General features: G+C 68.6%; 24 protein-coding genes and 1 pseudogene. 13 read left to right on the top strand and 12 right to left on the bottom strand.

Translation table 11 applies throughout. The features are described 5' to 3' along the window. Positions 1-25 precede the first annotated feature (25 nt). From FNH08_RS01840 to FNH08_RS01825, 3 genes are all read right to left on the bottom strand, one after another. The gene (locus FNH08_RS01840) at positions 26-1855 is read right to left on the bottom strand and encodes a tyrosine-type recombinase/integrase (RefSeq protein WP_152769447.1); all 1830 of its coding nucleotides are present in this window, start codon (positions 1853-1855) and stop codon (positions 26-28) included. Next, a complete protein-coding gene (locus tag FNH08_RS01835) occupies positions 1855-2877 on the bottom strand; it encodes a tyrosine-type recombinase/integrase (protein WP_152769446.1) in 1023 nt (340 codons plus the stop codon). Before FNH08_RS01835 ends, FNH08_RS01840 begins: the two co-directional genes overlap by 1 nt. A 516-nt stretch (positions 2878-3393) precedes the next feature. Continuing rightward, positions 3394-4296 (bottom strand): LysR family transcriptional regulator, encoded by a 903-nt coding sequence (locus FNH08_RS01825; RefSeq protein ID WP_322723484.1) that lies wholly within the window; start codon positions 4294-4296, stop codon positions 3394-3396. A gap of 188 nt (positions 4297-4484) precedes the next feature. Here FNH08_RS01825 and FNH08_RS50525 point away from each other — a divergent pair, with 188 nt between their 5' ends. Beyond that, on the top strand, positions 4485-4790 hold the full coding sequence (locus FNH08_RS50525) for a DUF1330 domain-containing protein (protein ID WP_194238330.1): 306 nt from the start codon (positions 4485-4487) through the stop codon (positions 4788-4790). A gap of 279 nt (positions 4791-5069) precedes the next feature. Here the strand turns inward: FNH08_RS50525 and FNH08_RS51460 are convergent. Next, positions 5070-5501, bottom strand: a pseudogene (locus tag FNH08_RS51460) (tyrosine-type recombinase/integrase); the annotation flags it as partial. Between the two features lie 242 nt (positions 5502-5743). On the opposite strand from FNH08_RS51460, the gene FNH08_RS50520 reads away from it, so the two are divergent. Then, positions 5744-6031: an integrase core domain-containing protein gene (locus FNH08_RS50520; protein WP_194238329.1), complete on the top strand. Its 288-nt coding sequence runs from the start codon at positions 5744-5746 to the stop codon at positions 6029-6031. Between the two features lie 53 nt (positions 6032-6084). On the opposite strand, the gene FNH08_RS53840 is transcribed toward FNH08_RS50520, so the two are convergent. The 6 genes from FNH08_RS53840 to FNH08_RS01785 form a co-directional block, all read right to left on the bottom strand. After that, positions 6085-6429: a DUF742 domain-containing protein gene (locus tag FNH08_RS53840; protein ID WP_407704319.1), complete on the bottom strand. Its 345-nt coding sequence runs from the start codon at positions 6427-6429 to the stop codon at positions 6085-6087. A gap of 27 nt (positions 6430-6456) precedes the next feature. After that, the gene (locus tag FNH08_RS01805) at positions 6457-7800 is read right to left on the bottom strand and encodes a D-arabinono-1,4-lactone oxidase (RefSeq protein WP_322723483.1); all 1344 of its coding nucleotides are present in this window, start codon (positions 7798-7800) and stop codon (positions 6457-6459) included. 61 nt (positions 7801-7861) lie between these two features. Then, complete coding sequence (locus FNH08_RS01800; RefSeq protein ID WP_152769442.1) at positions 7862-9133, bottom strand: MFS transporter; 1272 nt, start codon at positions 9131-9133, stop codon at positions 7862-7864. A gap of 40 nt (positions 9134-9173) precedes the next feature. Further along, positions 9174-10436, bottom strand: a complete 1263-nt coding sequence (locus FNH08_RS01795) for an amino acid deaminase/aldolase (RefSeq protein ID WP_152769441.1) — start codon at positions 10434-10436, stop codon at positions 9174-9176. A gap of 91 nt (positions 10437-10527) precedes the next feature. Beyond that, complete coding sequence (locus FNH08_RS01790) at positions 10528-11373, bottom strand: SDR family NAD(P)-dependent oxidoreductase (RefSeq protein WP_194238331.1); 846 nt, start codon at positions 11371-11373, stop codon at positions 10528-10530. Positions 11374-11431: 58 nt separating this feature from the next. After that, entirely contained in the window at positions 11432-12415 is a 984-nt protein-coding gene (locus tag FNH08_RS01785; RefSeq protein ID WP_152769439.1) for an SMP-30/gluconolactonase/LRE family protein, read from the bottom strand. 160 nt (positions 12416-12575) lie between these two features. On the opposite strand from FNH08_RS01785, the gene FNH08_RS01780 reads away from it, so the two are divergent. Both FNH08_RS01780 and FNH08_RS01775 read left to right on the top strand, forming a co-directional pair. Further along, positions 12576-14096 (top strand): aldehyde dehydrogenase family protein, encoded by a 1521-nt coding sequence (locus tag FNH08_RS01780; protein WP_152769438.1) that lies wholly within the window; start codon positions 12576-12578, stop codon positions 14094-14096. 45 nt (positions 14097-14141) lie between these two features. After that, complete coding sequence (locus FNH08_RS01775; RefSeq protein ID WP_152769468.1) at positions 14142-14969, top strand: class II aldolase/adducin family protein; 828 nt, start codon at positions 14142-14144, stop codon at positions 14967-14969. Positions 14970-15087: 118 nt separating this feature from the next. Here FNH08_RS01775 and FNH08_RS01770 read toward each other — a convergent pair whose 3' ends face one another. Beyond that, on the bottom strand, positions 15088-15678 hold the full coding sequence (locus FNH08_RS01770; protein ID WP_152769437.1) for a TetR/AcrR family transcriptional regulator: 591 nt from the start codon (positions 15676-15678) through the stop codon (positions 15088-15090). 1544 nt (positions 15679-17222) lie between these two features. On the opposite strand from FNH08_RS01770, the gene FNH08_RS01765 reads away from it, so the two are divergent. Further along, on the top strand, positions 17223-17873 hold the full coding sequence (locus tag FNH08_RS01765; protein ID WP_152769436.1) for a TetR/AcrR family transcriptional regulator: 651 nt from the start codon (positions 17223-17225) through the stop codon (positions 17871-17873). 115 nt (positions 17874-17988) lie between these two features. Here the strand turns inward: FNH08_RS01765 and FNH08_RS01760 are convergent, their stop codons facing one another. Further along, a complete protein-coding gene (locus FNH08_RS01760) occupies positions 17989-18831 on the bottom strand; it encodes an IclR family transcriptional regulator (RefSeq protein ID WP_152769435.1) in 843 nt (280 codons plus the stop codon). A gap of 185 nt (positions 18832-19016) precedes the next feature. On the opposite strand from FNH08_RS01760, the gene FNH08_RS01755 reads away from it, so the two are divergent. The 8 genes from FNH08_RS01755 (at position 19017) to FNH08_RS01720 (ending at position 26927) form a co-directional block, all read left to right on the top strand. After that, complete coding sequence (locus FNH08_RS01755) at positions 19017-19865, top strand: 2-keto-4-pentenoate hydratase (protein ID WP_152769434.1); 849 nt, start codon at positions 19017-19019, stop codon at positions 19863-19865. Positions 19866-20013: 148 nt separating this feature from the next. After that, a complete protein-coding gene (locus FNH08_RS01750; RefSeq protein WP_152769433.1) occupies positions 20014-21363 on the top strand; it encodes an aromatic ring-hydroxylating dioxygenase subunit alpha in 1350 nt (449 codons plus the stop codon). Beyond that, the gene (locus FNH08_RS01745; RefSeq protein WP_152769432.1) at positions 21360-21707 is read left to right on the top strand and encodes a bifunctional 3-phenylpropionate/cinnamic acid dioxygenase ferredoxin subunit; all 348 of its coding nucleotides are present in this window, start codon (positions 21360-21362) and stop codon (positions 21705-21707) included. The genes FNH08_RS01750 and FNH08_RS01745 overlap by 4 nt, the downstream gene beginning before the upstream one ends. Next, on the top strand, positions 21704-22915 hold the full coding sequence (locus FNH08_RS01740; protein WP_152769431.1) for an NAD(P)/FAD-dependent oxidoreductase: 1212 nt from the start codon (positions 21704-21706) through the stop codon (positions 22913-22915). Before FNH08_RS01745 ends, FNH08_RS01740 begins: the two co-directional genes overlap by 4 nt. Before the next feature lie 116 nt (positions 22916-23031). Continuing rightward, entirely contained in the window at positions 23032-23589 is a 558-nt protein-coding gene (locus tag FNH08_RS01735) for a 3-phenylpropionate/cinnamic acid dioxygenase subunit beta (RefSeq protein WP_152769430.1), read from the top strand. Positions 23590-23608: 19 nt separating this feature from the next. Then, the gene (locus FNH08_RS01730) at positions 23609-24475 is read left to right on the top strand and encodes an alpha/beta fold hydrolase (RefSeq protein ID WP_322723480.1); all 867 of its coding nucleotides are present in this window, start codon (positions 23609-23611) and stop codon (positions 24473-24475) included. Then, positions 24475-25317 carry an SDR family NAD(P)-dependent oxidoreductase gene (locus FNH08_RS01725; protein ID WP_152769429.1) on the top strand — a complete coding sequence of 281 codons (843 nt, stop codon included), beginning with the start codon at positions 24475-24477 and terminating at the stop codon, positions 25315-25317. The genes FNH08_RS01730 and FNH08_RS01725 overlap by 1 nt, the downstream gene beginning before the upstream one ends. Positions 25318-25358: 41 nt before the next feature. Next, entirely contained in the window at positions 25359-26927 is a 1569-nt protein-coding gene (locus tag FNH08_RS01720; protein WP_152769428.1) for an acyl-CoA synthetase, read from the top strand. Positions 26928-26942: the final 15 nt, after the last annotated feature.

The raw sequence follows: 26942 nt of genomic DNA, 5'->3' as shown, positions 1-26942 counted from the left end.
GGATCGTTCAGCTTGAATGGGGCCGTCAGGACGCTTCTCCATCGAGTCTGCTGAGGAGTCCGTCGAAGATCTGCTCGCGTGTGACTTGTCCCTTCGCTGCCGCGTCGTCTCGCTGGCGTTCGAGGGTGGGCCGGAACTCGATCGTGGTGACGAAGAATGTGCACGATTCACAGATCGACTCGAAGTGGCAGTCCATCTCGATGGGGCGAGCGCAGTAGCCGTTGCCGAGCATCCGGCGATGCATCTCCCGGCGGAGCTTGGCCATCTCCGTGCCCTCGGCATCGGCCGGCAGCTGACGCGGTGCGTCGTAGAGTGCCTCAACCTTCTCCGAGACGGCGAAGTACTCGTCGGCGACGGTGCGGTCGGCGATCCGGGCGTAAACATGGGTCATGGACAGCGACTTATGTCCAAGCAATGCGGCGATGGCCTCCAGCGACATGCCCCGGTTGATCGCCTGGGTGGCCAGAGTATGCCGGAGCTGGTGTGGGGTGACCCGGCCGAGGCCAGCCCGCTCGGCTGCCTTGCGGACCGCGGCCTCGATGCGGGAGGCGTTGACAGGGCGGCCGTGGTCGGTGAACAGCAGGTTCGAGCGCAGGCCCTCGGGCCGGTGCAGCAGCCAGTCGTCCAGCAGCGTCTTCAATTGCGGGTGCAGGGGGACGTAGCGGTCGGTGTGCATCTTGCCGACCGGGACGCGGAGCCAGTAGGCGGAGCCGATCTGCACGATCGCGTCGACGGTGAGGCCGAGCATCTCGCTGCGGCGCATCCCGGTGCGGGCGAGGATCTCGATGGCCAGCCGGGTGAACGGGTCGGAGTCCTGGCGGGCGGCGGCCAGCAGTTTGGCGGCCGCGGCGTCATCGAGGAAGCGAGGCAGTGGTTCGTCCGCGATCGGGAAGTCGCTGTCGAAGACCAGCTGGCGGGGCGGCCGGTCGGCGGCATCCCACTCATCCAGGCGGCCGAAGAAGCCGCGGAGTTTGCTGAGCCGGTCGCGGACGGTGTGCCGGTGCAGCGGTCCTCCGCGGGCGGCCGGCCGCTCAAGCAGCCACTGCCGATAGCGTTCGACGTGCCGCCGCTTGAGCTCCGCGACGCAGGTCACGGCCGTGTCCTCGGCGGCCACCAGGAGGGCGAACTCCCGCAGTGTCAGCTCAGTGTTCTTCACGGTTCCCGGCCGCAGCGTTCCGGCGATCTGCTGCAGATAGTGCTGCATCGTGTCCGCCAGCCCGGCAGGGACGCGGGCCCACTCGCGGGCACGCATGTCGGCGTGGTCCGGGGAGCGACGGCGTGGGAGCTGGTCGGTCAACTCGCAGTGGAAGAGCGTCGCTTCCAGGTTGAACAAGGCGGTCGAGAGGGCCTTGACGCCGCGATTGGGAATGCGGCAGGCCGCCTCCAGCAGCAGGCGGCGTCCCTGGTCCCAGTCGCTCTGTTGCAGCTGGTCCGGCTGCCGTCCGAACAGGGCGATGAAGTGGGCCAGCAGGTTGAACTGGGTCATGGCCACTGTGTCGCGGAAGCCCAGTGTGCGGGCGGTCTCCATGAACCGCAGGTGCAGTTCTGGCTCGGTGCGTGCGAGCACGATGCCCAGCCTCGGACGCCGGGCGACCAGGTAGTCGGCGCCCGGCTGCATGCGTCCGGTGACCGCCAGCCAGCTGATGAACCGGTGCGTCTCGTGGTTGAAAGCAAGCTGGCGTTCCAGCGGCAGCGTGCGGAAGTCGTCGAGGTCGGGCACTGCGGCGAGTAGGACTCGGGCGCCCCAGCGAACCTTGTGGTCGGTGTTCATGCCCTGCGCGGCCCGGTGGGCGAGGTAGAACTCGACAAGGTCCGGGCGCACGATCGGCAGGGCGGCGGCGCGGGCGCGGCGCATCAGGACTCCGCCCGGTCGGCGTCGATGGCAGCACTGGCCTGAAGGTATTGCTCGACCAGCCAGCTGTTCGCCAGGTGGATGTAGATCCGGGTCGACTCGATGGAGCGGTGACCAGCCTGGGCCTGTACCGCCTCCAGGGCCATGCCCGCCTCCCGCAGCCGGGTCAGGCAGGTGTGCCTGAGCTGATGACAGGTCAGCCTCGGTAGTCCTGTTCGCTTCCGGACACCATCGAGAATCTCGTCCAGACCATCGGCGGAGAGCGGTCGGCCGCGGGTGGGCCCGCGCAGCACCACGAACACTCGATCGTGGTCGACGGGTGGACGCTCACGGTCCAGGTAGTCGCCGACCGCGCTGAAGAACTGCGCGGAGACGGGTATCAAGCGCTGGTGGCCGCCCTTGCCCTCGCTGATGAAGACCCGACGTTCGCCTGGTGAGAGGTCGCCCAGCCGCAGGCCGAGGACCTCGCAGCGGCGAAGCCCGCCGAGCAGCATCGCGAGGACCATGGCCCTATCCCGTGCGGTGTTCACCGCGCCGAGCACCATTTCGACCTCAGCCGGGCCGAGAACGCGTGGGAGGGTTCGGGGCGTGCGCAGGAGCGGTGCCCCGCGGTTGCCGCTGCGGCGGCGGTTGGCCAGCCCCGTCGGCACCGGGTTGCGATCAACGGCCAGGTCGTCGCGGGTCATGAGGTAGCCGAACAGCCCGGAGATGCTGGCGAGACGGCGCTTGATGGTCCGAGCCGAGAGTCCTGCTTCACCGTCTTCGAGACGGACTACCTTCGGTCCCCGCCTCGGCTTCTTCTGCGCGGTGATGAACGCGAAGACATCCGCGGTGACGACGTCGGCAGGCTCCTTGGGCACCACCGAGAAGAAGACCTTCAGGTCGTAGGCGGTGGCCAACAGAGTGTTCGGCCGGCAGCGTGCCGCCACGAACTCCAGATAGTCGTCGACCAGGGCGTGCCCCAGCGATGCCGTGGGGTTCCCCGCGGCGTCGACGCGTCGTACCAAATGCGGCTGCCAGGCCATCTGGGCTCCTCGACGGGAGCGACCATCCTGACCGGCAACGTGAGATCGCGGAAGAGTTGTCACCCACATAACCTCCCAGCACAGACAGCGCGTGCACGTGTCCTTCGAAGAATGCCTGCTGCCCGCAGGATCGGGAGATCCTTCTCCGCACTACTGATCAAGGGCCGATGGAGAACCCGGCCTCGGGGAGCAATGGAACAGTGGTTGGCGTTAAGCATTGACCGACGTCATGGACGCCGTTGACGGCGGGCGTTCCCGCCGGTTACCCGTGCTTGTCCGGTTCGGCGTCGGCGAAGGCGCGGTATCCGCCGAGATCTCGGGCTGGGCGAGGACGTCGCCGCGGTGTACGACTCGGACCGGACCCGGGGCCATCATCGGATGCTGATCCGCCGGCGTAGCGAGGTCGTGTCGGACATTCAGCAAGACCACCGTCGTCGTCATCACCGCGCAGTCCGCCGGGCGCAGGGTCTTCGGCCTTGCCACCGCAGGCGTCCGTCTCGCTTGACCTCTTGCGCGTCAGTCCGGCAGCCAGTGCAGCTCGTGCGCCAGGGTTTTGGCGACGGCACGGATGCGGCGGTGTAGTGGCGACTGCTCGCGTGGGAGGACCAGGTGGATCGTCAGGCTGGGTGCGCCCCGCAGCGGTCGCCAGGTGATGCCGGGCGGTTGTGCCGTGGCCGCGGCTTCTCCGGCCGGGGCGAGGGTGACCCCGTCGCGCAGGTCGCGCTGAGACATGTCGAAAGAGACTGCGGGCGTGTGGAATCGGGGGTGTGGTCGGGTGTCTCGGAACAGTGCGGACAGCTGATCGTGGATCACGGGGTTGGCCGCACGGTCCGGGAGTCGCAGCGGATACGCGGCCGCGTCGGCGATCTCGATCTCCGGGTGTTCGGCCAGCGGATGGTGCTGCGCCAGCTGGACCCCGATGCGCGCACGCCGCAGCAGGTACCGGCGCACGCCACGGCCCGGCTGTTCACCGCGGGTGATCCCGGCATCGATGCGGCCGTCGGCGACCGCGGGGGAGATCTCCGGTGTCGCCATCGGGACCGCGCCGACCTCGAGTCCGCTGTTGCCGCGAATCAGCCGGTCCACCAGGGCCGGTGCCGTCTCGGCCCCGGTGCTGAGGCTGTATCCGATGCGCAGCGTGCCCAGTTCACCGGCCGCCGCGCTCCGGGCGGTGTCCCATGCCCGGTCCAGCGCCGCCAGCGCGGGCGGCGCGGACTCCGCCAAAGCCGCACCGGCCGTGGTCAATACGACGCTACGCGTGTTGCGGACCAGCAGGGCCGTACCGAGTTCGGCCTCCAATCGGCGCATCCGGGCGCTGAGTGCGGGCTGTGCGATACCGATCCGTGCGGCCGCGCGGGTGAAGTTCAACTCCTGTGCCAGCACCAGGAAGTACCGCAGGCTCACCGTATCCGGCGCCACGTGGCCTCCCTGCCGATTGATAACGATCCGTTCTGAGTCTATCCCGTACCGGTCTTTCCCTCGACCCCACGTCAAGCCCTAACCTGCGCATATGACGGTTCAACTGACCGCAGTACCCGTCACCGGGATCGATCGATCTGAGTGTCAATTCGAAGTCGGACGTGTCCGGCCGAACACAGGAGGTTTCCATGGCTAAGGGCTACTGGGTCAGTGTCTACCCCGCCATTTCCGACCCTGAGGGGCTGACTGCCTATGACAAGCTGGCCGGTCAGGCTGTCCAGGCTGGGGGCGGGCGCACCCTGTCCCGGATCCCGTCCCGTGGCGGTCGAGTCGTCGCCCACGAGGCCGGAATCACGCAACGCGTCGTTCTGATCGAGTTCGACAGCTTTGAACAGGCCGTCGCGGCATACGAGAGCGAGGCATACCAGAAGGCGCTGGTGGCCCTCCCCGACGGCGTCGAGCGCGACTTCCGCATCATCGACGGCATCGACTGACCGGCAGGCCAGCTTCCGGATCGGGCTCGATGGGGTCTCCGGACCAGACCCACCCGCCCTGGTTTTCGACAGCGACCACCAGCCGATCACCGGAATGGCGAGACAGTTTCTCCCACGGTTCCAGGAAGTTCGGCACTCCGAGAATCGCCAGCCGACCCGCGGGCGGCCGATGGAAGTGCACCAGGGATTCCTTGAGCCTCGCAGCGGCTGCGGCGCCGGTTTCGGGCGCGCGTAGTGCTCGTGGACCTTCGCAATGACCTCGTCGGTGCGCGGACGCAGGTAGCCACCGGTGGTGGTGATCTGCCGGTGCCGCATCACCTGCTGGACGTCGACGAGGGTGACGTCGGGGTCGCCGCTCAACCGCAACCCGAGCGTGTGCCGCAGATCGTGAAGGCTGACGTTGGCCCCGATCCGGTCGTTGATCCGAGTCAGGACGGCGCGCAGTGCGGTGTAGGTCAAGGGCCGCAGCGGATGACGACGGGTCCACCACAACGGCTCGCCCGGCTCGGGCCGGTGCCCCGCGTCCAGGAGCTCGCCGAGGTAGACAGCCAGCCAGGCGAACGCCTCCGGTGCCGCCGGGCACGCCTGCTTGATCCCGCCAAGGCCCTTGGTCCGCACGTAGATACGGCCGTCGCCGGGGTGAGCGTCGCCCACCGTCATGCCCAGCAACTCGGCAGCCCGCGCGCCGCTGGACAAGAACATGCTGAACATCGCCCGGTCCCGGTTGCACCCCAGCCGCGCGAACAGCTCGTCCAGCACGTCGTCAGGCACTGCCCGGGGCGGTCGGTCAGGCTGCTTCTGCCGGTAGACGCCCCGCTGCTGTGGGCGGAACGACTCCAGCGGGTTGTGGTGGGCGTTCGGGCGGCGACCGGACCGGCCTCACGCACCACTCGGACCGCGGAGTCCAATACCGAGCTCTGCGCTACACCGAACGCCTCGAACATGAGGCCGCCGTGGCCTCGGTCGGCTCCAAGGGCGACTCGTACGACAACGCCCTGGCCGAGGCGTTCAACAGCCTGTTCAAGGCCGAGCTGATCCGCAACAAGGGACCGTGGACCGGCATCACCGACGTCGAGGTCGCGGTCGCCGAGTACATCGACTGGTTCAACCAGCGCCGTCTCCACGGCGAGCTCGGCCACATCACCCCGCCGAGCACGAGGCCGCCCACTACCTCGCGGCCGAACCTCCTGCGTCACTCCAGAAAACCAGCTAACTCAGTCTCCACGAAACCCAGGGCTTGACACTGTAACCGGGTGATGTCCGGGCCGCTCCCGCCTTGGGCGGGAGGTGTGGATCACTCCTTGGTCCAGCGGTCCGACAGAAGGATCTTGGTGAGGGCGACCGGAAGGTCCAGATGGGCCGCTGTCTCGGCGACGGCCCTGGGTATGCCGCAGAGGGCCGGCGCGCGGTGATGTTCCCATTGCGGTCCCCGAGGTGCCTGGCCGTGGGGAGGGCCCTCACCATGGTGATCAGCGTGAGGATGTTGCGGCTTGGCCGAGAGCGGCCACCGGCGATGGCGAAGGGACGCACAGGCCGACTGGCCTGCTGAAACTCCGTCTCGCCGGTCATGGCGTGCCGCTGGCACTGTGCCAGCCTGTGGGTGGAGGGGGAACGGAGCCGAAGGTGAGCTCCTGATCATCTCCGGCAAACGATGTGTTTCCCGAATTCAGTCGCCCAGCACCCGGCGCAGGTAGGCGTTGGCGAAGCGTCGGTCGGGGTCGAGCCGGTCGCGCAGCGCGGTGAACTCGCCGAATCGCGGGTAGACGTCGGCGAAGTGGGCGGCGTCGCGGCTGTGCAGCTTGCCCCAGTGCGGGCGGCCCTCGTGCGCGACGAAGATGCGTTCTGCCTCCGCGAAGTACTGCTGGTAGGGCGTGCCGCGGTACACATGGACGGCGATGTAGGCGCTGTCGCGCCCGGACGCGGTGGACAGGGCGATGTCGTCGGCGGGTGTGGTGCGGACCTCGACAGGGAAGCTGATGCGCAGATCGGAGCGTTCGACCATGGCCTTGAGTTCGCGGAGGGTGTCGAGGACGGCCTCGCGCGGGACGGCGTACTCCATCTCGATCATCCGGACGCGGCGGGGGCTGGTGAAGACCTTGTGGGGGATGTCCGTGTAGGTCCTCGCCGAGAGACCGCGGCTGGTGATCTGCGCGATCGCCGGGACGGCCGCGGGAACGGCCCGGCAGACGGAGTTGAGCGCCTGGAAGACGCCGTTGGCGAGGAACTCGTCCTCGAACCACCCCTTCAGCCGGCCCAGTGGCGCAGGAGGGCCGACCGTCCGGTTGTTGCGCAGGGTGTTGCAGCTGTCGGTGTGCGGGAACCAGTAGAACTCGAAGTGATCGTTGTCCGCGTGGAGTTCGTCGAAGGCCGCGGTGACCTTGTCGAACGTCATCGGTTCCTCGCGCGCGGTGAGCAGGAAGAGCGGTTCGACGGCGAACGTGATGGCGCTGACGACACCGAGCGCGCCGAGCCCGACGCGTGCCGCGGCGAACACCTCCGGGTTCTCGGTGGCGGAGCACCGGAGCAGCGAACCGTCCGCCGTCACCAGTTCCAGGCCACGGATCTGCGCCGCGATCGCGCCTGATGCGCGTCCTGTGCCATGGGTGCCCGTGCTGGTGGCGCCGGCGACGGTCTGTTCCATGATGTCGCCCATGTTCGTGAGTGACAGACCGTACTGGGCCAGGGCCAGGTTCATCGTCCTGAGCCGGGTACCCGCCTCGACGGTGACGGTGCCGGCGGCCCGGTCGATCGAGCGGATCCCGGTGAGCCGGTCGGGTCGGATCAGTACACCGCCGGTGGCGGCGGCAGCGGTGAACGAATGGCCGCTGCCTGCCGCCTTCACCGTCAGGCCGTCTTCGGCTGCCTGACGTACGACGGTGCGAAGTTCCTCCACCGAGGCGGGGGTAGCCTCTCGGACAGGGCGGGCTGTGACGTTTCCGGCCCAGTTCCGCCAGACGGCCGTCCTTGGGTTCGCTCTGTGCCGGGGAGCGCTGGAGCCGATCGTGGCCACGGCCTACCTACTTTCTTGTGTGTGGTGAATTCCGGGGAGCGCGGGTGGTGGCTCGGCGTCTCTACCTGACGGACCGGACGCGGTACACGAGCACCACTCCCACTGCCGCGATCGCGCCCACGCACGAGAACAGGAGTGGGTAGCCCCGGTTCGAGGTGATGATGAAGCTGGCGATCAGCGGGGCCAGCGCGGGTGGCACGAGCGTGCCGATGTTCATGATGCCGAGATCCTGCGCTCGGCTTTCGGCATCGGGCAGAACCTGCGTGATCAGAGCCTGGTCGACGGCCATGTACGCTCCGAAGCCGCCCCCCATGAGGGCTGAGGCCACCAGCGTGACGGTGAGGTTCGGGAAACCCGCCAGGAGGAAGCCCGAGACCGCCTGGAGCAGAGCCGCCAGCGCGACGAAGATGCGCCGTCTGCCGAGACGGTCGGAGAGCACCCCGGCGACGGAGGTGGCCAGGATGCCGGCCAGGAGGTAGAGGGCGGTGCAGGCCAGCAGACTGCCGGCCGGATCGGGGACCTTCAGGGCGTCGGACAGGAAGTAGAGCGTGTAGCAGGTCCCGAGGGAATTCGCGAGGTTGACCAGGAGCCTCCCACCGAATGCCCAGGCGAACTCGCGATTCCTCAGAGAGCTGCCCATGGACCTGACAAGCGCGCCCAGGCTCAGCGGGGGCTCCGGACTGTACGCGGGGTCCCGGAAACACATGAGGAACGGTAGGGCGCAGGCGAGGAGCAGGGCCGCGATGACGATGTAGCCGTCCGACGGCGGGAGAGCGAAGGCGGAGACGATGGCTATGCCGACCATGACGCCCAGGGCCTGGGGGCCGTAGATCGCGCTGGACACCAGACCGCGCTGGTCGACGGGAACCTGGTCGGCGATCATGGCGGTCAGCCCGGCGGTGGCGGCGCTGAGGCCGAGCATGCTGGCCGACCAGGCGGCGGTCACTCCGGTCACGGTGGTCTCTTCGCCGGTGACGACGAGTCCGGCAGCGAAGAACAGCGCGCCCCCCACGAGCCAGATTCGTCTTCGTCCGAAGCGGCTTCGGGAGCGGTCGCACAGCGCGCCGCAGACGGGGAGGGCGACGACTGCGACCAATCCGGAAACAGCGTTGACGACGGCGAAGCTCTGCACCTTCGATGCCGGATCGATCAGTTCCAGTTGCTGGGGGAGCAGCAGCTGAAGGGGGACGAGATTCGCCGTCCAGTACCCGAACCACACCAGACCGAACAAGGCGATCCAGTTGCGGGAGACGGGATCGGTCGGCCCATGGCCGGCGTCCGACCCGACGACGGCTGCCGACCCGGGAGCGGGTTGGTGGAACTCTGTGGACATGGGGCCTCCGGGGGACGGAAACGGGCCTGTCGGAGTGGGATCAGAGGAAGGCGTGTCCTTCGCCGCGGTAGGTCGTGACCTGGTCGACGATCTCCGCGCCGGACACCAGGTGGAGTGTGTTGACGCGTTCGCACAGTTCACCGGCCTTGGCATGCCGGAACCACACGTGGTCGCCGAGCCGCAGTCCCTGCGCCGCGGCGCCGAGAACCGGTGTCTGGACTTCGCCGGCACCTTCCATGGGGTTCATGCGCAGGCCATGAGGCCAGCTGAGAGTGGGTTGGCGGTCGAGACCGGGAGGCCCGGAGGCGATCCAGCCGCCGCCGAGAACGGTGGCGATCTTGGTGGTCGGACGGCGTACGACGGACATCACGAAGAACGCGGCGGGACGGGGGCGGAAGCGCCGGTAGTAGTCGAACAGTCCGGGTCCGTACAGGCCCGATCCGGCGCCGATCTCGGTGATGACGTGCTCGGCGGCGGTCTGCTCGATGGAGCCCGTGCCCCCGCCGTTGACGAATTCCAGCGGTGCCACTGCTTCGACGGCGGCTATCGCCGCGGCCCGCCGGTCGGCCAGTTCACTGGCGGAGATGCGCTGCATGGCGCGGATCGCGGCCCGTTTGAGCAGGGACCCGGGCTGGTTGTCGCCGAGTCCCGCGATCTGGCCCTCGTAGGACATGACGCCGGCCAGATGGAATCCGGCTCTGCTCTGGATGGCGTGGGCGAGCGCGGCGGCCTGCTGCGGGGAGTGCACCGGGGAGCGGTACGGCCCGAGGTGGATGCGACCGCCGGCCAGTTCCAGCGAGGCGTCCAGATCGATACAGACGCGGATGTCGGGGCGGGAACGGCCCACCACCTCGTCGACGAAGTCCAGCTGACCGATCGAGTCGACCATGAGAGTGACGCGCGAGGCCGCGCTTTCGTCCGAGGCGAGCCGCTTCAGCGCGGTTCGGTCCGTCGTCGGATATCCGATCACCACGTCCTGGTGCTCCTCGGCCAGCCACAGGGCCTCGGGCAGGGTGAAGGCGAGGATCCCCCGGTAGCCCTGGTGCTGGACGGCCCGCCGGATCAGGTCGGAGCTGCGGACCGACTTGCTGGCCAGACGAATGGTCGCCTGTCCGGCTGCCCGGCGTGCCAGATCCGCGGTGTTGGCGTCGAAGGCGTCGAGGTCCACGACCGCGAACGGCGGATCCAGGTGCTCGGTCGCCCTGCTCAGCTGGATCATCCGCACCTCGTTCGGCGCGGAGATGGCGGAGCCGGGCTTTCTCACGTCTGTTCGGGACGCCGTGTGTGTACTCACGGTCCGCATCCTTTCTGGGAGGTTCGCCTCGTCGGGCGGGCCGACGGGGGCCGGGGGCATTGCGATGAATCTCGAAGACGGGCCGGATCGGTGGGGAACCCTACTTCCCCGGCCGTGGGTTCCCCGCGACGGTGAGAAGCTTCTCCCGCTGTCGTCGGCCCTTGGCCTCGGCCATGGGGATGACGCGGCGCATCAGCCTGGGGAAGACGCCGGCGATGCGCTGGACACGTCCGGCGAACGGGGGGAACACCACTTCGACCGGCTTGGTGGTGATCGCGTCGACGACTGTCTCGGCGATCTGTTCCGGGGCGTAGGACTTCTCCGCGAAGGAGATGGCGCAGGACGGGTCGGCCATCTCCTGGTCGAGCATGCCGGTCCGGGTGGACGGCGGGTGGATGATGGTGAAGTCCAGCGGCCCGTCGCGTTCCTCGATGGCGACGCTGTGGTGAAAGGCCCGCAGGCCGTACTTCGTGCCGCAGTACGTGGCGTATCCGGGCAGGGGCAGGAACGACGTCATGCTGCAGACGGTGATGATGTGACCGTGCCCTTGCGTGTTCATGCGCGCAAGTGCCGTGCAGGTGCCCGTGATGGTGCCGAGGAGATTGATCTCGACGATGTCGCGGTGCTGCTGCGGACCGAGGTCCCGAGCGTGTCCCGTGTGGGTGATGCCGGCGTTGCTGACCAGCACGTCGACGGCTCCGAACTCCGCCTCCGCCGCGTCGAACGCCCTGTCCCAGTCCGCTGGACTGCGGATGTCCAGCGCATGAGCGGCGGCTCTGGCGCCGAGATCACGGGCGCGGGCCGTTACGGCGTCCTTGTCGACGTCGGTCAGCATGACGCGATGGCCGTGTGCGATCGCGAGTTCGGCGATGGCGGCTCCGATGCCGTTCGCCGCACCGGTCACGAGAATGACCCGGCTCTTCTCGGATGCCTGGTGTCTGGCCACAGAATCTCCTCGGTTGGTTGTCCGGGCCGGCCGCTTGGTGCGGTGTCGCCCGTGATCGTCACTGCGGGAACCACAGCCGCAACATCTCGATCCGGCCGCCGTTGAGTTCGGCGGCGCGGACGGGATCGTCCGTCGGGACGGTGGCCGCGAAGAGGGTGCGCCCGTCGTCACCGGCCACAAGGCAGCTCAGGGTGTTCTGGCTCGTGGCGACGCGATCGAGGACCTGGCCGCCGGGGGCGACTCGCACGCACTCACCGCGAAGAGCGTTCGCGACCCAGATCGACTCGCCGTCGGTGTCCCACGCGATGCCGTCCGGCGCGATCGGCGACGCGGAGCGCTTCGCTATGGCCGGGTGGTCGAGGAGCGCCGAGACCCTGCGGGTGAGACGACCGGCCGGCCCCGGGTGGTTCAGGAGGCGCCAGAGGCCCGGTGCGATCAAGGGGGCCCAGGGCCGCGGTCGTCCTACGGTGCCGTCAGGGTTCCTGGACAGGGCGGTGAGCCGCATGGCCAGGGTCTCGGCCACCACCAACGTGCTTCCGTCAGCGCTGAGAAGGGTGCCGTTCGGGAAGTACAGGGGCTCCGTCAGGCCGAGCAGGCTGCCGTCCGGCGCCAGACACGCGATCGGGGTCCTCGGGGGGCCCGGCGGCGCGTAGAGCATGGAGTTCGGGTGCTCGCGTGCGAACGCGTGGTAGTCGAAGCCGAAGTTGCCGACGTAGGCCCGGCCTTGAGGGTCGACGAGCATGTCGTTGACCGGACCTCCGACGATCTCGCGCAGGTCCGCGTGCTCGACCAGCTCGCCGTCGGGCTCCAGGCGGTAGACGCGGCTCTCGTCCATGGAGACGACGAGCAGGCGGCCGTCGGGGAGCCAGCCGAGTCCGCCGGCGCGGCCGGGAACCTTGAGCACGGTTTCGGGTTCCTTGCCGATGTCCCAGCGGTGCACCGTCCCGTGTGCGAGGTCGGAGAACCACAGGGCTCCCTCGTGCCAGCGCAGTGACTCGGGCACACCCAGGCCGCTGAGCGCGACCGATGCCGTCCATTTCATGCAACCGCTCCTTCATGGCGCGGAATCCAGGAGTTCACTGCCCAGTGAGGTACTTGGACGTTCGTACAAGACGCTTGACTTGTACGAATGACCGTCTCATTCTGGATGAAGAGAAGTCAACGTTCCGGTGGGAGTTTCCGTGGCTCAGACTCGATCCCTCATGACAGACGGCTCCCCGACGGGCGCACGTATCGCCGTGGACAACCCCGCGACCGGAGCCGTGGTCGGCCATGTGTCCGAGGCTTCCGCCGAAGAGGTGGCGCACGCGGTCGCGCGTGCCAGGCGGGCGCAGAAGGGCTGGGCCGAGCTGGACGACCGTTCTCGCGCGGAGTTCTTCGCGCGAGGCCGACGCTGGCTCCTGGCGCACCGACAGGAGATCACCGACTGCATCGTCGAGGAGAACGGCAAGGCGGTGGAGGACGCGATCGTCGAGATCGTCTACTGCGCCAGCGCCTTCGCCTACTGGGCGAAGCAGGCCCGCAAACTTCTCGCCAAGACGAAGATCCGCTCGCTCTCGCCCTTCGTGCTCGGCCGCAGCATGTACACCCGCCGGGTGCCCCGCGGGGTCGTCGGAGTCATCGGCCCGTGGAACAACCCGTTGCTCAACTCCTTCGGCGACGCCATCCCCGCTCTGGCCGCGGGCAACGCCGTGGTGCTGAAGCCGTCCGAACACACGCCCCTGACCGCCCTCCTCATGGAGAGGATGGTCCGCGAGTGCGACTGGCCCAAGGACGTCTTCCAGGTCGTCACCGGTGCGGGGGCCACGGGGCGGGCGGTCGTGGACACCGTGGACTTCGTGATGTTCACCGGGTCGACGAAGACCGGGCGGCTGGTCGCCGCGCGGGCGGGCGAGCGCCTCATCCCCTGCTCACTGGAGCTCGGCGGCAAGGACGCGCTGGTCGTCCTCGCGGACGCCTCCCTGGAACGGGCCGTCAACGTCACGATCCAGGGCGCCCTGTCGAACGGTGGCCAGATGTGCACCTCGGTGGAGCGGGTGTACGTGGAAGAGCCGGTGTACGACGCGTTCATCACCCTGCTGCGGGAGCGGTTCGATCAGGTCATCTCCGGCAAGCCGGGTGCTCTGGGCAGTACCCATGTGGGTGCCGTCACCTTCCCTCCCCAGCTGACCGTCATCGAGGACCATGTCAACGACGCGCTGAGCAAGGGCGCCCGCGCGCTCGTCGGCGGCCACTCGGTCAAGGGGCCGGGCCGGTTCTTCGAACCCACGCTGCTCGTCGACGTCGATCACACGATGAAGTGCATGCGGGAGGAGACCTTCGGTCCCACGCTTCCCGTGATGAAGGTCGCCGACGCCGAAGAAGCCCTCCGGTTGGTGAACGACAGCTCCTACGGGCTGCAGGCCTCGATCATCGGATCGGACATGAAGCGCGCCCGCGCTCTCGCCGAGCGGTTCGAGGCCGGCTGCGTCACCATCAACGACGCCCAGACCAACTACATGGCCCTCGGTCTGCCGATGGGTGGTTGGAAGGAGTCGGGCCTCGGTGTCCGTCATGGCGCCGAAGGAATCCGGAAATACACCAGGCTTCAGGCCATCAGTGCGAACCGGTTCCCGATGCGCCGGGACATGCACATGATCCCCTACGAGCCCTCGGCCTACCGGTTCATCGTGCGCCTGGTGGACGTCTTGTACGGATCCGGCCTGCGTGGCCGCACCAAGTAGTCAGTGACCGTGCCCACCACCCACCAGATCACGAGAGGCCAGACCATGACGACGACACCCGAGGCACCTCAGGCCCCCGAGGCACCGGTGCATGCTTCCGTCGGTGCCATGCCCGAGGGCGTCTACCTGCCGTTGCCGGAGACCAACGCGAGCATCGAGCGGGAGCGCGAGATCCGCAAGCAGGAACTCGCCGCCGCCTTCCGCCTGTTCGCCCGCTTCGGGTTCTCCGAGGGCGTGGCCGGACACATCACGGCTCGTGACCCCGAGAACCCCTCGGCCTTCTGGGTCAACCCCTTCGGTATGTCGTTCAAGCAGATCCGTGTCTCCGACCTGATCCTCGTCGACCACGAGGGCACGCTGCTTCAGGGCAGGCGTCCGGTCAACAACGCCGCGTTCTGTATCCACTCCGAGGTGCACCGTGCCCGCCCGGACGTGGTGGCGGCCGCACACACCCACTCCCTGCACGGCAAGGCCTTCGCCAGCCTTGCCATTCCGCTGGACCCGATCACCCAGGACGCGTGTGCCTTCTTCGAGGACCACGGCCTCTACACCGACTACCAGGGCGTGGTGAACGACACCGAGGAAGGCCGACGCATCGGCGTCGCCCTGGGCGACAAGAAGGCCGTCGTCCTGCAGAACCACGGGCTGCTCACCGTCGGAGCGTCCGTCGCCGAGGCAGCCTGGTACTTCATCACGATGGAGCGCTCCTGCCAGGCCCAGCTGCTGGCCATGGCCGCCGGAAAGCCGAAGCTCATCGACACCGAGACGGCACGGATGGTCCGTGACCAGATCTCCGGCCCACTGCCGGGGTGGTTCCAGTTCCGCCCTCTGTGGGACCAGATCACCGCGGAAGAGCCCGACCTGTTCGAGTGAATCGATGTGGTCGGAGCCGCCTCATGTTCCGGGAGGCGGCTCCGACCAAACCGTTCACTCGGTGGTGACCTGCCTTGCGGAGAGTCTGTGACGCGCCCACCGGCTAATGGCGTTCCGGCTAATGGCGTTCCCGGGCGAGAGACAAGAGCTGCTCACCGGTCAGGCGCAGGATCTCACGACTGTGCTCGCTGTTGCGGTCGACCAACCAGGTCAGGGTGACCCCGTCGAGCACCGAGTTCAGATAGCGGGCCAGGACGGGGATGGGAACGGCCCACTCGATGCCGGTGCTTTCGGCGGCTTCGGTGAGGAGTTCCTGGTGGGCTTCGAGGTAGTGCTGGTACTGACGGCGGGCCAGTTCCTCGAATCCGGCTTGGCGTAGTGCGTAGTGCGTGAGCTCGTAACTCACCTGGTGTTCTCCCGGGCTGAGTTCGACACTCTCCCAGAACGCGCTCAGACTCTTGGTGACACGCGAGCCGAGGTCGCCCTCTGTGCCGGACATTTTCCGAACTCTTTCCGTCCAGCTGTCCGTAAAGCGAGTGATGACTTCCTGGAGGAGCTCCTCGCGTGAGTTGAAGCAGTAGTGGAATACGCCCAGCGGCATTTTTGCCTCATTGACGATCGCGCGCGTGGTCGCCTTGGTGACGCCTTCACGGATCATGACCCTGAACGCCGCGGCGATCAGCTCTTCTCGGCGATCCTTGGCCGCCATACGAGACATCTGGGCCCGCTTTCTGCTTCGAGACCGGCATGTGAGAGGTAAGTATATCTCAGCGTCTTGGACGGTTGACCAAGCTGGATTAACGGCCGGTCCGACCCTGTCAATCAGATTGCGCAGAGTCGTTGTGAAAATCCGACATCCTTGATTCTGCGGCACGAATAAGTAATTCGGCGAAGATTTCAACAAATCTCGTGCGCCGCGTCCGAGTCCACATTCGGTGGCCGGAGTCGAGCATAAAGTGGTGCCATCCTGTCGGACTCGCCGGAGCCGATCGGCGACCTCGTCCGACGGCCCGGGAGCCCCGCCACGACATCGCGCGTGCGGGCCGCCACCCTCTCGAAGGGGCATAGCTCCAGCAAGGCCTGGAAGTCGTCGGCCTCACTGTCGAAGCAGGGCGGACGGCCGCCGAGTGGGCCTCGCCGTAGGCGGTGCCGACTTGGTCGGGCGGCAGCGGGATGACCACCCGGATGCTCACCGTCAAGCGGGCCGCCGCGCGATCGGGCGGTTCCCGTTCTGACGATCAAGTTCGAGGGGGCATTCGAGCGGTCGAGTCCGCGACCTGGGTGCGAAGGCGAGGCGCAACTCAGTCCGCCACCGGTCCTGGCCGACGCCGACGTGACCGGCCGACAGGGCGATCTCGGCCTCACCGGGCCCGGTCTGCCGCTGCCACACGCGGGAGCTCGCCCTTGCCCCGTCTCGCCGAGCTGCCACGGTCGGCATCCGACCCGGCCAACGGCAACGGTGTCTCAGAGCTCCGAACAAAGGGACAAAGGGGGAGTCCGATCGGCTCGCGGCGTCTGGTGCGTGCGATCGCAAGGCGCCGGAAGTTCCTCGATGGGGTCCCCCCGCTTGAGCGAAGACGAGAGCGGGGGAGGAGCTACCAGGGGCTTTCGGCAACGCGGCGAGCGTGCGTGCCAGGCGTCGCGAGCCGGGCTCCCCTTTTGTTCGGAGCTCTCAGCCCGGGGGCCCTTCGGAGCGGGCCGCACCGCGTAACAGCACGTTGTCAGCGGCGAGGTGCGGCTCTGCTCGTCCGGCTTCGGAATCGAGTCCTTGCTTCACCCTGTGAGGGGCTGATACCTCAGGGCCTGATCGACCTGCCTCATGAGCCGAGAGCACCGGCCCGGCGGCCGGGGAATCAGGTCGCTGACGTGAACGAGCGGGCATGTCAGGGCCCTGTCGAGCCGGCCGGCCACTCGACCACTTTGTCTGGCTATGCGAGGTTCCCTGCGGGTGATGCCCCGGGCCCAGCTGGGCCCGACCCCTGCGGTGGTCAGGATTCCGCCGGGTTCGCCCGGCCAAGGACGTGCACCGGTCGATTGATTGCTGTCCGGGTGAGGGCCGGCTTCTCCACGGCAGTCTTCCCCGCGCCCGCCTGGGCGGGTGGAAGAGCCCGCGGCTCCGCCCGCGCCCCAACTGCTCTTTGTGAGTTTTTTCACCGAAATTTACCTGGTGAAGGGAACGTCGTGGGCGTGGCCTGTGGAGATTCGACTTGTTCGAGTGACTCCTTCAATGGATTCAGTCGGTATGGTAGGTGCATGGCTCATGTCTCAGCGGCCGAGCGCCGCCCTCAGTTGATCAAAGCGGCCATCGACCTCATGGCGAGAGAGGGAGTCGCTGCCGGAAGCACCCGCGCCATCGCCGCCGAGCTCGGCGTCGCGCAGGCCACGGTGCACTACACCTTCGGCACGAAGGAGGATCTGTACCGTGCCGTCATCCAGCACCTCACCCAGGAAATGGAGGGTCAGGTACGGCAGGCCGCACCGGTCGACGCCGATTTCGAGGAAACCCTGGGAGTGCTTGCCTCCGCCCTGTGGCGCACGGTGCGTGACCAGTCGAAGAGCCATCAACTCCTCACCGAACTGACCATGTTCGCGCTCCGGTCACCGCACCTGCGAGAGGCCCTCGAAACACACAACCGCGGTGTGGTCAGAGTGACATCGGAGCTCGTGATGGAAGCGGCCGAGCGCACGGGCCAGCAGCTCGCACAGCCTGCGGGAATAATCGCCAGGTTCTTCCTCGCGGGATTCGACGGACTCACGATGCAGCATCTGACGCACCCCGACGACGAGGCGGAACTCGCCTGTCTGCAGGCTCTGATCTCGTCCACGCTCGCCCTCGCCCGCGGCCGTGTGGAGATGGTGGCCGTGCCCCGCGACCTCATTGAAGGAGTCGTGGCGAGCGGTTGAGCCGGGCTCGGTCGGGTGGCTGGGCTGTGCGGGGATGCCGCGACGGGTGGGCGAGGGCCCCGCGCCGGCTGCACGGCCCGGCGCAGGGCCATTTCCATCCGCCGCCCGACGTCGGTCAGGCAGCGGGCATCCGGCTGAGCCCTGAAGCCGCTGCCGGCCAGCACAGGGCCGCACCGGCCGTGCGTGCCGCGTCGTAGGCCGCGCGGCGCAGGGCCGGGGTGACGCGGGCGGGTTCGAAACGGTGGTCGGCACTGGCGACGGACAGGGCCGCCACGGGACGTCCGGCTGATCCCATGACCGGCACGGCGACGCAGGTGAGACCCAGCACGGCTTCCTGACGGTCGTAGGCGACGCCGTCCCGGCGGACACGAGCGAGTTCGGTCCGGAACAGGTCGGGGTCGGTGCAGGTGTATTCGGTGTGTGGGGTGAACCCGTCCACGATCGCCGCCTCCGCGGCGTCGTGATCGAAGGACAGCAGGGCCTTGCCGACGGCCGTGCAGTACGCGGGCAGTCGGGCGCCGATCCGCGTGGGCGTGCGGATCGCCCGATGCCCTTGGATCTTGTTGACGTACACGACATCGGTCTCGTGCAGCACGGCGAGGTGCACCGTCTCGTGGGTGAACTCGTACAGGTCCGCCAGATGCGGCATCAGCAGTTCCTGCAACAGCGGGGGAGTGGGACCGTAGACGCGGGCGCCGATGTCGAAGAGCATCGGGCTCAGGCGGTAGTCGCTCCCGGCCCGTTCCACTAGATCGTTGCGGTGCAGGATGCCGAGCAGGCGGAAGGTGGTCGACTTGGTCAGGCGAGTGCGCCGCGCCAGCTCGCTGACCCCGATCTCCCCGTCGAGCTCGGCGAGGGACTTCAGCAGCATGAGTGCCTTGTCGACCGCCGTCTGTCGGTCGGACTCGTCGGCCTGTGCGGGGGAGTGCTGTGCGGGAGAGGAAGAGGTGACGGTCATGGCGGCTCCGGTGACGATCGGACATCCCATTAAGATGGACGCTCGTCCAGTTTAGGTGACATCCCGAGTCCTGCAAACGGTCCCGGCGCACGTGTTGCACGTCACGGTGGCCGCGGGGTGTGATCGTGCCAGGTCACGGCACAGCGGGTGGGCAGCGCTCCGGACGGCGCGGTCTGCTGTGGCTCATGCAGCGACACGATTCCGCGGTCACCACCGCCCTTCTCGCCGACCGGGCCTTTCCGGACGCACGGTGCGTCGAGGAGTCGGCGACGCTGCTGCGGCGTGCCGAGGCCGAACGCACACCGATCGCTCCGCTCACCGAGATCCACGAGGGGCTCGACCTCTGTGCCGCCTACGCCGTTCAGACAGCCAACGTGCGGCACAGAATCGCGGCCGGCGACCGGATCGTCGGGCGGAAGACCGGTCTCACCTCCCTGCCCATGCGCCACCAACTCGGTGTCGATGAAGCCGTCCACGCGCCCTTGTTCCAGTCGATGGTCATCCCTGACAGAGGGAGGATCGACAGCCGAGAACTCATAGCTCCGCGCGTCGAGTCCGAGATCGGTCTGGTCCTCGGCCGACGGGTGGCGGGCTCACGGGTGACGGCGGCCGACGTGGCGGCGGCGGTGACCCAGGTCGTGCTCGCGCTGGAGGTCATAGACAGCCGTATCGCCGACTGGCGCGTCACGTCGGCCGACGCCGTCGCCGACAACGCCTGCGCCGCTCGCGTCGTCGTGGGCCAGGTCGTCGACGTCACGCGGAGTCTGCTCGACGGACTGCGGGACGAGTGCGTCGGCCTCTACGCGGACGGGGAACAGGTGGCGCAGGGGCTGGGCGCCGAAGTGCTCGGCGATCCCCTGGAAGCCGTGGCCTGGCTGTCCCGCACGCTGCACGCCCAAGGCGGCGCGATCCAGCCCGGCGAGCTGCTGCTCACCGGTTCCGTGCACGCAAGTGTCCCGCTGACAGCGGGTTCCCGGTTCACCGTGAGATCAGGGACCCGCCACCTGCCCGAACTGAACGTCACCGTCCGATGAACCACCAGCAAGAGAGCGGCAGAGCCGTCATGTCACCGCGAGAACCACGGCGCTCCGGTCCCGTACCCCCGCGCCTCACCGTGCGCCGCACCGTCGGCTCGCACCGGCCACACGCCACGCACCCGCCTCGGCCCGAGGAGATCCAGCGATGACCACCACACCAGCCCGTCCCTCGGACCGCCCGGCCGGCGTACCGGAACCGTCCGTCGACGTCGGCGGCTATGTCGATCTGGACCGGGGCCTGATCGACCGGACGATCTTCAGAGACGACGTCCTCTACCGGCAGGAGCTGCGCCGGGTCTTCGCCCCGAGCTGGCTGTTCCTCGCCCACGAGAGCCAGTTCGCCAAGCCCGGCGACTTCTTCACCACGTACATGGGCGAGGACCCGGTCATCGTCACCATGGGGCGCGACCGGAAGCTGCGGGCGTTCCTCAACGCCTGCCGCCACCGGGGCATGCGCGTCTGCCGCGCCGACGCCGGCGCGACCAAGGCGTTCACGTGCAGCTACCACGGCTGGGCCTACGACACCTCCGGCAAGTTGATCAACGTGCCCAACGGCGAGGACTACCCCGCCCACTTCGAGCAGGAGAAGTGGGGACTCGTCGAAGTCGCCCAGCTCGACACCTACAAGGGGCTCGTCTTCGCGACATGGAACCCCGAGGCGCCGCCCCTGCGCGAGGCGCTCGGCGGCCTCGGCTGGTACCTGGACGCCATGCTCGACCGCGACCCGGAGGGCACCGAGGTCGTCGGCGGCGTGCACAAGTGGGTGCTGGAGGGCAACTGGAAGCTCGCCGCCGAGCAGTTCGCCTCCGACTGGTACCACGTCAACATCTCGCACGCCTCGGCGCTCATGGTCATGTCGCCCACCGGCAAGGGGCCGAAGACGGAGATCGTGCAGACCCCGGGACGGCAGTACGCCGACCCGCTCGGGCACGGCCACGGCTTCCCCACGCATCCCAAGAGCCGTTTCGACGACCGGGTGGTGCATGGCTGGTACGACTACGAGGCGTTGCGTGAGCGGCTGGGGGATGCCCGTGTCGAGGGGCCGATGACCACCGGGCACGGGACGGTGTTCCCGAATTTCTCGTATCTCCCGGTCAACGGTTCCATCAGGGTGTGGCACCCCAGGGGTCTTGACCGGATGGAGGTGTGGGCCTGGACGCTCGTCGACCGGTCGATGCCGGACGAGGTCAAGGACGCCCAGCGCATCTACAACCTGCGGACGTTCGGGCCCAGCGGGATCTTCGAGCAGGACGACGGTGAGAACTGGTCGGAGGTCCAGGCCACCGCCCATGGCTTCATGGCCGGTTCGATGACCCTCAACTACCAGATGGGCCTGGGCCTTGAGGGCGAGGACGGTGTCCACCCCGGCACCACCGGCCACCTCTACAGCGACGGCGCCGCCCGCGGCTTCTACACCCGCTGGCGCGACTTGATGAACACCCCCGCCTGGCACGAGAAGGCCGCCGGACAAGTCACCGAGAAGGACACCCCATGAGCACCACCGGCACCGGTATCCGGGTCGCCGACCTCGGCGGCATCGAGGAGGGCGAGGCCCTGAAGGTGTCCGCCGAGGCCACCGGCCACGGCGACGCCATCGCCGTCTTCCACGACGGCGGCGCCTACTACGCCCTCGACGACACCTGCTCCCACGGCCAGGCCTCCCTCTCCGAGGGCTGGATCGAGGACGGCGAGGTCGAGTGCCCCCTGCACAGCGCCCGCTTCTGCCTCAAGTCCGGCGTACCGCTGTGCATGCCCGCCACCGTCGCCGCCCGTACCCACAGGGTCGAGGTCCACGACGGAGGCATCTGGCTGCACCCGGGTGAGGAGGCCACCGGATGAGCCCGCCCCGGAGCATCGCCCTCGTCGGCGCCGGCCTCGCCGCCCTCTCCACCTGCGACGCCCTGCGCGCCCAGGGCTACGACGGCGAACTCGTCCTCTACTCCGCCGAGCACGGACTCCCCTACGACCGGCCCCCGCTCAGCAAGGACGTCCTGCTCGGCAAGGCACGCCGTGACGACGTTCTGCTGCGCCCCGAGCAGTGGTACGACGATCAGCGCGTGTCGCTCCGTGAGGGAGCGCCGGTCCGGGCGATCCGACCGGCCGAAGGGGGCCTCGAACTGGCGGACGGCACCGTCGAGGCCGCCGACCGCCTCGTCCTGGCCACCGGCGGCACGCCCCGCCCGCTGCCCGTGCCCGGCGCCGACGACCCCGCCGTGCACCTTCTGCGGACCTGGGAGGACGCCGAGCGGCTGCGTGCACGACTGCTGCCGGGGGCGAGGGTGGCTGTCGTCGGGGCCGGGCTGATCGGCGCGGAGACCGCGGCCGTCGCGTGCGCGCTGGGATGTCTGGTCACCCTGATCGACCCGGTGGCGGTGCCGCTGGCCGCGGTGGTCGGGGACGATGTCGCGGGCGTGCTGCACCGCAGGCACACCGACGAGGGGATCGAGGTGATCACCGCTGGTGTCGAGCGCGTGGAGCGCCGGCCCCATGGGGTTCTGGTGCACCTCGGCGGAGACCACGGGCCCGTTGCCGTCGACACGGTCGTGGTCGGTATCGGCATCCGGCCGGCCATCGAGTTGGCACAGGCAGCCGGGCTTGTCGTGGACAACGGGATCGTGGTGAGTGAGGGGCAACGCACCTCCCGCCCCCACGTCTTCGCCGTCGGTGACGTGGCCCGCCCGGACGGCCATCGCGTACGGCACGAGCACTGGGAGGCCGCCCAGCGGGGAGGCGAGGCCGCCGCATACGGCATGCTCGGCCTGACCGTTCCTGAGCCGGGCGCGTCCTGGTTCTGGTCCGACCGGCATGGCTCGCGGCTGGAGGCGGTCGGCACGATGGCTCAGGCCGAGCGGACCGTGCTGCGGGGCGACCCCGCCGACGGTGCCTTCACTGCCTTCGGGTTGCGTGGGGACAGGGTGGTGGCCGCGGCCGCGATCGACCGGAGCCGGGACGTCAAGGTCGCGCGGCGGCTGGTCGACCGGGGTGTCGCCGTCGACGCGGGGCGTCTGGCCGACGAGGGCGCGGATCTGCGTGTGCTGCTGCGCTGACGGTTCACTGCGCCCCTCAACGGCACGTGCCGTGCCGTCCACCGGCACAGCCGCTTTCCGAACCACCCCCTCCGCGCCGGAATGACCCTGAGCGCGGATCTCAGGAGGACCGACCCATGAGTATCCATCCCCCGGAGCCGACGGCGCCCTCGGCGGTGTCGGACGACGAGATGCGATTGCACTTCGAGGTGCAGCGGCTGTACGCCGTCGAGGCGCGACTGCTCGATCAACACCGGTACGCAGACTGGCTGGAGCTGTTCGCCGAGGATCTGCACTACTGGGCGCCCGTGCGGACCAACCGGCTGCGGCGGCAGCAAGCCCTGGCCGACGGCTCACCCGGCGAGGTGGCGATCTTCGACGAGACCAAGGCGAGTCTCGCCTGGCGGATCCGTCGCTTCGACTCGGGCATGGCCTGGGCCGAGGACCCACCGTCCCGCACCCGCCACCTGATCAGCAACGTCCTCGTACGGGAGGGCGAGGCACCGGGTGAGTACGTCGCCGAGTCGGCCTTCCTCTGCTACCGCAACCGGCTGGAACGCGAGGTCGACCTCTACGCCGGCGGCCGTACCGACCTGCTGCGCCGCACCGGGGACGGCGGCCTGCTGATCGCCCGCCGCACGATCCTGCTCGACCAGAACGTCCTGCTCGCCAAGAACCTCAGCACCTTCCTGTGACGACCGACCGGAGAACCTCGTGACCACTGCCCACACTGAAGAGCCGAAGCTCGTCGAGCACATCGTGGAGACCACGCTCGGGCCGATCGCCGTCAGCGAGGCGGGCGACGGGCCGGTGCTGGTGATGCTGCACGGCGGAGGCCCCGGAGCGAGTGCCGTCGCCAACTACAGCCAGAACCTGGCCGCCCTCACCCCGCACTTCCGCGTCGTCCTGCCCGACCAGCCCGGCTTCGGCGACAGCTACCGCCCCACCGAGGCAGACCTGGAAGCCCGCAGCATCACCGAGATCACGGTCGACGCCCTGCTGCAGACCCTGGACTCGCTCGGCATCGACCGTTTCCATCTGCTGGGCAACAGCCTCGGCGGGGCCGCGGCCATCGCGACCGCGCTCGAAGTGCCCGACCGCGTGGAGAAGTTGGTGCTGATGGCTCCCGGCGGTGGCTGGCTGCCCTTCGGGCCGACGCCGACCGAGGGTCAGAAGGCGATGTTCCGCTACTACAACGGCGAAGGCCCGACGGCGAAGAAGATGCGGGACTTCATCCGTGTCATGACCGCCGAGCCCAAGCGCTGGGAGGACACCGTCCAGGCCCGCTACGAGGCCTCCCTGGACGAGTCCCACATCGCCTTCTACCACGCCTACAACGCGGCCTTCGCCAAACGGCACGGCATGGACCCGCTCTGGCAGCGCGTCCACAAGATCAAGGCTCCCACCCTGCTGCTCTGGGGCCGCGACGACCGCACGATCACGCTCGACGGGGCCCAGCTCATGCTCAAGCAGATCCGCGACGTGCAGCTGCATGTGTTCGGCGGCTGCGGGCACTGGGTGCAGCTGGAGCGGCAGGCCGAGTTCGATCGGCTGGTCACCGACTTCCTCGGAGCGCGGTGATGGGCGGCTGGCTCCAGGGCGACGTCGCCCTGATCACCGGCGGCGGCTCCGGCATCGGCCGCGCCGTCGCCCTGCGGTACCTGGCCGAGGGGGCGAGCGTCGCCATCATGGGCCGCAAGCTCGAACAGCTGAAGGAGGTCGTCGAGGCCGCCGGCGAGGCGGGCGAGCGGGTGCTGTGCGTCTCCGGCGACGTGCGCTCTCCGGACGATCTGCACCGCGCCGTCGAGGCCACCGTGGAACGCTTCGGCAAGCTGGACGTCCTCGTCCCGAACGCCGGAATCTGGGACTACCACCGCAGTGTCACCCGGCTGAACGGCAACGAGCTCTCGGAAGCCTTCGACGAACTGTTCGGGATCAACGTCAAGGGATACGTCCTGGCCGTGGAGGCCTCCTGGCGGGAGCTGGTCCGCACGCGCGGAAGTATCGTCATGACTCTCTCCAACGCTTCCTTCCACACCGACGGCGGCGGCTCCCTCTACACCGCCAGCAAGCACGCCTGCCTCGGCCTGCTCCGCCAGTTCGCCTACGAACTGGCGCCGAAGGTCCGCGTCAACGGTGTCGCGGTCGGCGGCATGCGCACCAAGTTGCGGGGACCGCAGAGCCTTGGGTTGCAGGACCGCACTCTGGAGGCGTCCTTCGCCAAGAACGAGGCGTCCGGCATCGAGCAGGCACCGCTCATCCCGCTGTACGACTCCAGCGTGGAGCCGGAGGACTTCACCGGCCCCTACGTCCTGCTCGCCTCCCGCGCCGACAGCGGCACCGTCACCGGAGCCGTCATTCCCGCCGACGGCGGCATCGCCGTACGCGGCTTCCGTTCCGCCGCCGGCGGCGCCGGCCTCTGAGCCGCGCAGCCCCGACACCCGAGCGCCATCGGAGACCCGCCATGACCGTCGTGGACATCAGCCCCGCCACGGCTCTGCGCCGCAGAGCCCAATACCCCACCGCCAGTGCTCTCGTCTACGAGGGCCACGAGTTCTCCGCGGCCCAACTCAGCCGCACGGTGGACGAGTTCGCGGCCGGACTCGCCGAACGGGGGCTGCGGCGCGGCGACCGGATCGCCTACCTCGGCCTCAACAGCGTCACCTTTCTCCAGACGCTGTTCGCCGCCGCCCACCTCGGAGCGGTCTTCGTCCCGGTCAACTTCCGCCTCGCCGCCGACGAGGTCCGCCACATCCTCACCGACAGCGGCGCCCACACCCTGGTCGTCGAGGAGGGCCACCGCGAACTCGTCGAGTCGGTGATGAGCGACGTACCCGCCCGTTGCCACGTGCTCGTGGACACTGACCCGCGGTGTCCGTCGACCGAGGCCCCGGTCGCCGTCTGGACACCACTGTCGGAACTGCTCGGCGCCGACCGGCCGTTCACGGTGCCCGTGCCGCTGCACGATGACGATCTCGCGTCGCTGATGTACACCTCCGGCACCACCGGCCGCCCCAAGGGCGTCATGCTCACCCACGGCAACCTGTGGTGGAACGCGGTCAACGTCGACAGCATGGTGGACACCCGCTCCGACGACGTGAACCTCGCCGTCGCACCCCTCTTCCACATCGGCGGCCTCAACGCCCTCACCCTGCGCACCCTGCTGCGCGGCGGCACAGTCGTCCTGCGCCGGGCCTTCGACCCCGCCCAGTGCCTGCGGGATCTGGTCGATCACCGGGTGACCAGCCTCTTCGGGGTCCCCGCGATGTACACCGCGCTCATGCGGGTGCCCGGTTTCGCCGAGGCCGACCTCACCGCCCTGCGCGCGGCGATCGTCGCCGGCGCTCCCGTGCCGGAGCGGTTGATCGTCGACTACGCGGAGCGGGGCGTTCTGCTCCAGCAGTCTTGGGGACTCACCGAGACCGCGCCCTTCGCGACCTGCCTCCCGGCCGGCCTGACGACAGAGAAGACGGGATCGGCGGGCTCCCCCATGCCGTACACCGAGATCCGTCTGGTCGACCCGGCCACCGGAACCCGGATCGACGGAGTCGAGGCACGCGGGGAGATCTGCGTACGCGGTCCGAACGTGGCCGCGGGCTACTGGAACAACCCGGAGGCCACCGCCGCCGCCTTCGACGACGCGGGCTGGTTCCACACCGGCGACATCGCCCATCGCGACAGGGACGGGTTCTACTACATCGTCGACCGCTTGAAAGACATGATCATCAGTGGCGGTGAGAACATCTACCCCGCCGAGGTCGAACGCGTCCTCGCCGCCTGTCCCGGAGTCCTGGAAGCCGCCGTCATCGGCGTCCCCGACCCGAAGTGGGGCGAGACCGTTCTCGCCGTCCTCACCTGCGAGCCCGGTATCACGCCCACACTGGATGTGGTGCGCGCCTTCGTCGGTGAGAGCCTGGCCCGGTACAAGTTGCCGACCCGGGTGATGGTCGCCGAACAGTTGCCCCGCAACGCGAGCGGCAAGCTGGTCAAGTCCGATCTACGGCGCTGGGTGGAAGCCCGGCAACACGCCTAGCCCTGGGAACCCCGT

Origin of the sequence: Streptomyces spongiae, assembly GCF_009377185.1 — a bacterium.
GTDB classification, from domain to species: Bacteria; Actinomycetota; Actinomycetes; order Streptomycetales; family Streptomycetaceae; genus Streptomyces; species Streptomyces spongiae.
Note: the sequence above shows the minus strand (reverse complement) of the source record. Positions and strands in the feature narration are given on the sequence as shown.

What these genes read in the sequence shown, in the direction of transcription:
- FNH08_RS01840 (WP_152769447.1), bottom strand. Translation starts at nt 1,855, where the DNA reads ATGCGCCGCGCCCGCGCCGCCGCCCTGCCGATCGTGCGCCCGGACCTT.
- FNH08_RS01835 (WP_152769446.1), bottom strand. Translation starts at nt 2,877, where the DNA reads ATGGCCTGGCAGCCGCATTTGGTACGACGCGTCGACGCCGCGGGGAAC.
- FNH08_RS50525 (WP_194238330.1), top strand. Translation starts at nt 4,485, where the DNA reads ATGGCTAAGGGCTACTGGGTCAGTGTCTACCCCGCCATTTCCGACCCT.
- FNH08_RS53840 (WP_407704319.1), bottom strand. Translation starts at nt 6,429, where the DNA reads ATGATCAGGAGCTCACCTTCGGCTCCGTTCCCCCTCCACCCACAGGCT.
- FNH08_RS01800 (WP_152769442.1), bottom strand. Translation starts at nt 9,133, where the DNA reads ATGTCCACAGAGTTCCACCAACCCGCTCCCGGGTCGGCAGCCGTCGTC.
- FNH08_RS01795 (WP_152769441.1), bottom strand. Translation starts at nt 10,436, where the DNA reads ATGCGGACCGTGAGTACACACACGGCGTCCCGAACAGACGTGAGAAAG.
- FNH08_RS01785 (WP_152769439.1), bottom strand. Translation starts at nt 12,415, where the DNA reads ATGAAATGGACGGCATCGGTCGCGCTCAGCGGCCTGGGTGTGCCCGAG.
- FNH08_RS01780 (WP_152769438.1), top strand. Translation starts at nt 12,576, where the DNA reads ATGACAGACGGCTCCCCGACGGGCGCACGTATCGCCGTGGACAACCCC.
- FNH08_RS01775 (WP_152769468.1), top strand. Translation starts at nt 14,142, where the DNA reads ATGACGACGACACCCGAGGCACCTCAGGCCCCCGAGGCACCGGTGCAT.
- FNH08_RS01770 (WP_152769437.1), bottom strand. Translation starts at nt 15,678, where the DNA reads ATGGCGGCCAAGGATCGCCGAGAAGAGCTGATCGCCGCGGCGTTCAGG.
- FNH08_RS01765 (WP_152769436.1), top strand. Translation starts at nt 17,223, where the DNA reads ATGGCTCATGTCTCAGCGGCCGAGCGCCGCCCTCAGTTGATCAAAGCG.
- FNH08_RS01760 (WP_152769435.1), bottom strand. Translation starts at nt 18,831, where the DNA reads ATGACCGTCACCTCTTCCTCTCCCGCACAGCACTCCCCCGCACAGGCC.
- FNH08_RS01755 (WP_152769434.1), top strand. Translation starts at nt 19,017, where the DNA reads ATGCAGCGACACGATTCCGCGGTCACCACCGCCCTTCTCGCCGACCGG.
- FNH08_RS01750 (WP_152769433.1), top strand. Translation starts at nt 20,014, where the DNA reads ATGACCACCACACCAGCCCGTCCCTCGGACCGCCCGGCCGGCGTACCG.
- FNH08_RS01745 (WP_152769432.1), top strand. Translation starts at nt 21,360, where the DNA reads ATGAGCACCACCGGCACCGGTATCCGGGTCGCCGACCTCGGCGGCATC.
- FNH08_RS01740 (WP_152769431.1), top strand. Translation starts at nt 21,704, where the DNA reads ATGAGCCCGCCCCGGAGCATCGCCCTCGTCGGCGCCGGCCTCGCCGCC.
- FNH08_RS01735 (WP_152769430.1), top strand. Translation starts at nt 23,032, where the DNA reads ATGAGTATCCATCCCCCGGAGCCGACGGCGCCCTCGGCGGTGTCGGAC.
- FNH08_RS01725 (WP_152769429.1), top strand. Translation starts at nt 24,475, where the DNA reads ATGGGCGGCTGGCTCCAGGGCGACGTCGCCCTGATCACCGGCGGCGGC.
- FNH08_RS01720 (WP_152769428.1), top strand. Translation starts at nt 25,359, where the DNA reads ATGACCGTCGTGGACATCAGCCCCGCCACGGCTCTGCGCCGCAGAGCC.